At 50.6% G+C, this 6,437-nt stretch carries 6 protein-coding genes and 1 pseudogene; 3 read left to right on the top strand and 4 right to left on the bottom strand.

Features of this window, described 5'->3' with window-relative positions; all coding sequences use genetic code 11:
- Nucleotides 1–529: pseudogene (locus tag B3Z75_RS01175) on the bottom strand (hypothetical protein); the annotation flags it as partial.
- Nucleotides 530–1,268: 739 nt separating this feature from the next.
- Nucleotides 1,269–2,102, bottom strand: a complete 834-nt coding sequence (locus B3Z75_RS01170) for an alpha/beta hydrolase (RefSeq protein ID WP_294066877.1) — start codon at nucleotides 2,100–2,102, stop codon at nucleotides 1,269–1,271.
- Nucleotides 2,103–2,335: 233 nt separating this feature from the next.
- Between B3Z75_RS01170 and B3Z75_RS01165 the strand changes: the two genes are divergently transcribed.
- The 3 genes from B3Z75_RS01165 to B3Z75_RS01155 all read left to right on the top strand — a co-directional run bounded on the left by B3Z75_RS01165 (nucleotide 2,336) and on the right by B3Z75_RS01155 (nucleotide 5,461).
- Nucleotides 2,336–4,495: a glycoside hydrolase family 97 protein gene (locus B3Z75_RS01165; protein ID WP_294066874.1), complete on the top strand. Its 2,160-nt coding sequence runs from the start codon at nucleotides 2,336–2,338 to the stop codon at nucleotides 4,493–4,495.
- Between the two features lie 62 nt (nucleotides 4,496–4,557).
- On the top strand, nucleotides 4,558–5,091 hold the full coding sequence (locus tag B3Z75_RS01160; RefSeq protein WP_294066871.1) for a UpxY family transcription antiterminator: 534 nt from the start codon (nucleotides 4,558–4,560) through the stop codon (nucleotides 5,089–5,091).
- Between the two features lie 178 nt (nucleotides 5,092–5,269).
- Nucleotides 5,270–5,461, top strand: a complete 192-nt coding sequence (locus B3Z75_RS01155; RefSeq protein ID WP_286854039.1) for a hypothetical protein — start codon at nucleotides 5,270–5,272, stop codon at nucleotides 5,459–5,461.
- Between the two features lie 64 nt (nucleotides 5,462–5,525).
- Here the strand turns inward: B3Z75_RS01155 and B3Z75_RS01150 are convergent, their stop codons facing one another.
- The gene (locus tag B3Z75_RS01150; RefSeq protein ID WP_286854041.1) at nucleotides 5,526–5,975 is read right to left on the bottom strand and encodes a hypothetical protein; all 450 of its coding nucleotides are present in this window, start codon (nucleotides 5,973–5,975) and stop codon (nucleotides 5,526–5,528) included.
- Nucleotides 5,972–6,415, bottom strand: a complete 444-nt coding sequence (locus B3Z75_RS01145) for a helix-turn-helix domain-containing protein (protein WP_294066867.1) — start codon at nucleotides 6,413–6,415, stop codon at nucleotides 5,972–5,974. Before B3Z75_RS01145 ends, B3Z75_RS01150 begins: the two co-directional genes overlap by 4 nt.
- Between the last annotated feature and the right edge of the window lie 22 nt (nucleotides 6,416–6,437).

Raw genomic sequence — 6,437 nt, 5'->3', positions numbered from 1 at the left:
CAAGGGCGTAAGTACCTTTGCCACGTACTTTTAATACGTAATCGGTGAGCGATATGCTTTCTCTATTGATAAGATAAAAATCGCGTGCCGTGTTGTTTATCAAGCAAACCCATTCTATATTGTTCAAAGACGGTGGCAATGGAAACGCTTTGTCGTTTTCTCGATCGTAGTCTTTGTATATACGCATCGCCTCGTAGTTGTCGGTAACTTTAATCTTTAATCTTTTCGATTCTTTGGTCACATTGTCGGTAACGGTAAGCCAAGCCTCTCCTTTGAGATCCCCTCGAACAGCAATTGCTCCCGAGGGATTAGACCAGCCGGATTCCATTTCTGCCCAGAACAGAAGAGGGTTTTCTACTTCCAACGTGTAATTTCCGCTGCCTGTTTTGGGAAAAATGAATGCTTTGCCGTGTGTGGGTACTTCGAGATAGTCGGTGTAGAACGAGAGTGATTGGTATTCTACTTTGTCACAACTTGCCATTAAAATTAACACCAGGAGTGGCAGGATAAATTGGTTTTTTGTTTTCATAATTTTTTGTTTTTTAATGGACTAATAAATTATTTTACTTCAATTATTTTTTCTATACTGTTAAATGTGGCAAGCACACCGTATCCGTTTTTCACATTCTTAAAACTTTTGCAGGTTCGCTGAAATTATCACTATTCATGGCTATTTCCAACGATTTAAAATATCTGTAGAGATTTTCGGATATAGCCTGCAATTCTACTTTTAGATAGTGGCGATGATGCTCTTTTATCACCCGCCATTACCACCACTTCATCGAGACTTTGAGTAGAAGTCTCCAACAATATGGTTTTTACAAATTGCATAAAGAGTTTTAACTTGTTCTTACTATACTATAGATGAAAAACAAGGCATAAATGCTACATTCCCCCCCTGCTTTTAATGCTAATAATGTTAATTTAACTTAAATTGGGCTATCTACATCATTATTCATTACATGATGTCTTCATGCAAACAAATATCATTCAGATCGCGCTGGATATTGCTGAATTGATTGTGAAAATCCACGATGAATTGCTGTTGGGCATTTTGTGATGTTTTATGAGGGTTCTGGTATTAGTCCTGTCCATGCCGCCATAAGCCCGCTCAAGCAGCGGGCTTTTTTTTTGTAGATACCGCATACAGCCTTGCCCTGAGAGGTTATCAACGCACGATCATATACTTGAAACATTGCTCCATCAGAAGGTTTTCTGCATTTCGGCATACGTTGAATGGCCTCAATACATTTTGGATGTAGACAAGCTTATTGCTTCAGCCAGCGGTCCAGCTCCTGAAAGAATTGCTTTTTGTAGGTGAACGACTCCCGGTTGCCGAAGCCATGGCCGCCAGTGGGGTAGAGGAGGAAGGTCACCGGGCGGTTGTTCCTTGTCATCGCCTCGGCGTAGCGCAGTCCGTTGGCCGGTGGCACCACCTTGTCGTCTGCGGCGAAGATGATGAATGCCGGTGGCGTGTTGGCATCCACCCGCAGCTCGTTCGAAAAGCGTTCCGTCAGCTCCAGCGACGGGTTCTCGCCCAGCAGGTTCCTGCGCGACCCGGCATGGGTAAGCGCGGGATCCATTGAGATCACCGGGTAGAGCAGGATCTGGAAGGCAGGCCGCTCTGCTGCCGGTGTGTGGGTGGCATAGGTCGATGCCAGGTGTCCCCCGGCCGAAGATCCCATGATCCCGATCTCGTCCGGGTTCACCTTCCACTCGGCTGCATGCTCCTTCACCAGCCTGAAAGACGCCTGCACATCGGCAAAGGGTATGGTATGATCCCCCGCCGGCATCCGGTATTTGAGTACCCCGAAAGCGATTCCCTTGCCGAGGAAATAGTCCGCCCAGTCGTACCCCTCGTGAAACAGTGCCAGGTGCTGGTAGCCGCCGCCAGGCAGTGCGATCACCATCCGTCCCGTCGCCTTCTCCGCTTCCGGCAGGTAGACGCGCAAGGTGGGCGCCGTCAGCCCTTTCTTCGGGTCCTCATCTGCTGCCGGTTTTTGCTGTACGGTGTTGAGCGGGTACTCGGTGAATAGCGGTTCTTGCGCCGTCAGCGCGGTAAGTACAAAGAGAAAGAGCAGGGCAAGGTGTAAATGTTTCATTGTGTGATATGGATTAATTCGATATATTTTTCATACCGCAAGTTTAACCAATAAATTCGGATCATGCAATTAAAATGTACCGGGTTTGCAGATTCAAATCTCTGGAACAGCTTATTTCCCATGCCAACGATTGCCTAACATCGGGAGGAGATTGTGAGATAATTACAGTGGGTGGGAGGATATATCCTCTATATTTGCCCATGGATAAAAAAACTGAATAAACATATATTCCTATGAGAACTTTGCTATTAAGCATCTGCCTTATGCTGGCAGGTATGATGATTCATGCGGAAGAGCTGCGTTCGCCCGATGGGGCGCTGTCACTACAGTTTACCTTGCAGGAAGGGGGCGTCCCCACCTACAGCCTCAGCTACAAGGGCAGGGAGGTGATCCGTCCCAGTCGCCTGGGGCTGGAGCTGGCCGGCAGCGGCAATGCCGGGTTCGGTCAGGAGGTGCGCAAGAGCAGCGATCCCCGCACCTCGCTTTACGATGGGTTTACACTGGCCGCAGCGCAACGATCCACCGTCGACGAGACCTGGGAGCCGGTATGGGGCGAGAGCCGTACCATCCGCGATCACCATAACGAGCTGGCCGTGCGCCTCACGCAGGAGGAGACCGGCCGCGCAATGATCATCCGTTTCCGCCTGTTTGACGACGGCCTCGGTTTTCGCTATGAGTTTCCGCAGCAGAAGGAGCTGGTCTACTTCGTGGTAAGGGAGGAGCTGACCGAGTTCGCCATGACGGGCGACCACATGGCATTCTGGATCCCGGGCGACTACGACACGCAGGAATATGACTACCACACCTCGCGCCTCACCGAGATCGGCGGCATCAACCGTGCCGGTCGCCAGGGCAACCTGTCGCAGACCAGCTTCTCCGACACCGGCGTGCAGACAGCCCTCCAGATGAAGACCGACGATGGCCTCTACATCAACCTTCACGAGGCGGCGCTGATCAACTACGGCGCCATGCACCTCGACCTGGATGAGGCGACGCTCACCTTCCGCAGCTGGGTCACCCCCGATGCCAACGGCAGCAAGGGTCACCTGCAGACCCCCTGCCACACCCCCTGGCGCACGGTGATCGTGAGCGACGACGCGCGCGACATCCTTGCCTCGCGCATCACCCTCAACCTGAACGAACCTTCAAAGATTGAGGACACCTCGTGGATCAAGCCCACCAAGTATGTGGGAGTCTGGTGGGAGATGATCACCGGCAAGAGCGACTGGTCCTATACCGCCGACCTGCCGTCGGTGCAGATCGGCATCACCGACTACAGCAAAGTGAAGCCCCACGGTCGCCACGGTGCCACCACGCAGAACGTGAAACGCTATATCGACTTTGCCGCGGAGCATGGCTTCGACGCCGTGCTGGTGGAAGGGTGGAACATCGGCTGGGAGGACTGGTTCGGCAACTCCAAGGATTATGTCTTCGACTTTCAGACCCCCTATCCGGACTTCGATATCGACGAGATCCACCGCTACGCGAAGAGCAAGGGGGTGAAGATGATGATGCACCACGAGACCTCCTCCTCCATCCGCAACTATGAGCGGCACCTCGACAAGGCCTATCAGCTGATGAACCGCTACGGGTACCCCTCGGTCAAAAGCGGCTACGTGGGCGACATCATTCCGCGAGGTGAGAACCACTACAGCCAGTGGATCAACAATCACTACCAGTATGCTCTGGAGAAGGCGGCCGAATATAAGATCATGGTCAACGCCCACGAGGCGGTGCGCCCCACCGGCGTCTGCCGCACCTGGCCCAACCTGATCGGCAACGAGTCGGCCCGCGGTACCGAGTACCAGGCGTTCGGCGGCAGCAAGCCCAACCATGTCACCATCCTCCCCTTCACGCGACTCATTGGCGGGCCGATGGACTACACGCCCGGCATCTTCGAGATGGATATCTCCAGGCTCAACCCCAACAACACCTCGCACGTGAACGCCACCATCGCCAACCAGCTGGCGCTCTACGTCACCATGAGCAGCCCCCTGCAGATGGCGGCCGACCTGCCGGAAAACTACGAGCGGTTTCCCAACGCGTTCCAGTTCATCAAGGATGTGGCGCTCGATTGGGATGAAAGCCGCTACCTGGAGGCAGAGCCGGGCCAGTATGTCACCGTGGCCCGCAAGGCAAAGGGGAGCGACAACTGGTTCGTGGGCAACACCACAGGCAACGAGTCATTCATCTCGAAGATCAGTTTCGATTTTCTGGACAAGGGCAGGGACTATGTCGCCACCATCTATGCCGATGCTCCCGATGCCCATTACAAAACCAATCCGCAGGCCTTCACCATCCGCAAGGTGCGGGTCTCCAGCAAGTCGAAGCTGACGCAGCGCTCCGCCCCCGGCGGAGGTTACGCCATCTCGGTTGTGCCGGTTGCAAACTAGTCGCACTGGAAAGGTCTATTCAATATTTTTTTGTAGATTTACACTTTCGAATGTGTCGCATCATGATCCACGAGAAAGAGAGTAAACAGACAAACGAGCGCCGGTGGCTGGCAGCATATGTGAAGATGCACCACGAGAAGAAGGTACGCGACCGGCTTACTGAGATGGGCATCGAAAATTTTCTGCCCGTGCAGGAGGAGGTACGCCTCTGGAGCGACCGGAAGAAGAAAATGGAACGTGTGCTCATCCCCATGATGATCTTCGTGCATGTGAATGCAAGCGAGCAGCGCACCGTCGTCACGCTCCCCTCGGTGTTGCGTTACATGGTACTCCGCGGCGAGAAAGCCCCCACCGCCATTCCGGCCGCACAGATGGAGCAGTTCCGTTTTATGGTTGATACCTCCGGGAGTGCTGTCCAATTCGACACCCGTCCGCTCAGCCCGGGCGAGAAGGTGCGCGTGATCAAGGGGGCGCTTTCCGGCCTGGAGGGAGAGCTGGTCACGGTCGACGGCAAATCCGTCATTGCCCTCCGCATCGAGCAGCTGGGCTGCGCCACGGTGGAGATGCACCGCTCCATGGTGGAGCCCCTCGAATAGGAATATACTTTTTTTATATTTTTTTCACCCAAATTCTTTTTTTAATGGGAAATGTCCTATATTTGTAACGCGTATTTCTTATATCATTCACAGATAGTGAGATAAAAGGATCTGGAAAATCAAAAAAAAGTATACTCACACAGGTTGGAGGCCCTGTTTTTTCGTTATTATTATGTTGTTGTCGTTTATCAGATACCGCTTTTTCTCCCGCAACCGGGAAACCTACCGCGCCATTGCGCAGGAGTTTGACACTACGGCTATTCGTGTCTATCGGCTGGCTCACGGCAAGCGTAGCCGGAGCAGCAAGGATTATTACATCGTGAAAAAACTCAAAGAAGAAGGCGTGCTCACCGCCACCTTCGGCGGCTGAGGCAGATGTCGTGAAGACAGAGTTAGCCGGCTCCCATTATCATCTTATTGTCTCAGAGGTATCCTCACTTTTTCACTATCGCATTTTTCTGGGATAGCAAATCGTTTACATCTATGGTTGGCAGATTAAATTTTCCAAATGGAGCGTAAGAGGTGAGTGTCGAGATAAAACCCCTTATATGATTGATCGTAATAGATAGTCCTGAGAAGTTCAAGAGCGAAGCTTTGTCTTCGTGGGATAGCTTTTCGGAGTCTTGAAATTCAAATAACGAGGTTCCTTCAACCGTAATAGAATAACCAGGCAACGGAGTTGCATCTTCGGGCTTATTGATCTCTATCCGAACTGCTATTGCTATGAATTGCTCATTTTCACTATACTCAAAATCAATATCAAGGAGGTACGCATTAAACAATTCATCTAAACCATTGATCTTGTCGTTGGGTGGAAAAAACGTGAATCGATTTTCCATGATGGCAAAATCCTTCAGTTTTAAGGGAGATAGAGTTGGTTTCATAGTGCTTTCGCATTTACTTTATCCTGTTCATTGTTCGCAAACTTGTAATATGATGTTACATTAGGGAATCCGCAATGTAAATCAAACCTGGGCTTAAGCTGGACAAGTTTTGCTGCCCTCTCTGCCTTTTCTTTAAGATCATTGTTATTCTTCCTTGCTTCTATATCGAAAGTAAAATCAAACGCTTTTTCCAATTTGGCAAGGGTGATGAAATTGATAAGCTTATCTCCTTTAAAAAGTTGAGTGACGTAGCTTGGAGATGTATTGATTGCTTCAGCAATTTCCTTTTTCTGAATGGGTCGATCCATTATCTTTTCGAAGCTACTCAAAAGGCGGAACATGATCATTTTTGCCTCGTGTTCAATTTCCTCCTTCTTCGATTTGTAGGAAAACAGATCTTCAAATTCAGGGTCAACATTATATTTTTCAGTCAATTTCATATTCATATCCTCCTACACTGTT

The organism is Proteiniphilum sp. UBA1028 (assembly GCF_002316955.1).
Classification (GTDB): domain Bacteria; phylum Bacteroidota; class Bacteroidia; order Bacteroidales; family Dysgonomonadaceae; genus Proteiniphilum.
The sequence above is the reverse complement of the archived record's forward strand: the minus strand, read 5'-3'. Positions and strand labels throughout refer to the sequence as shown.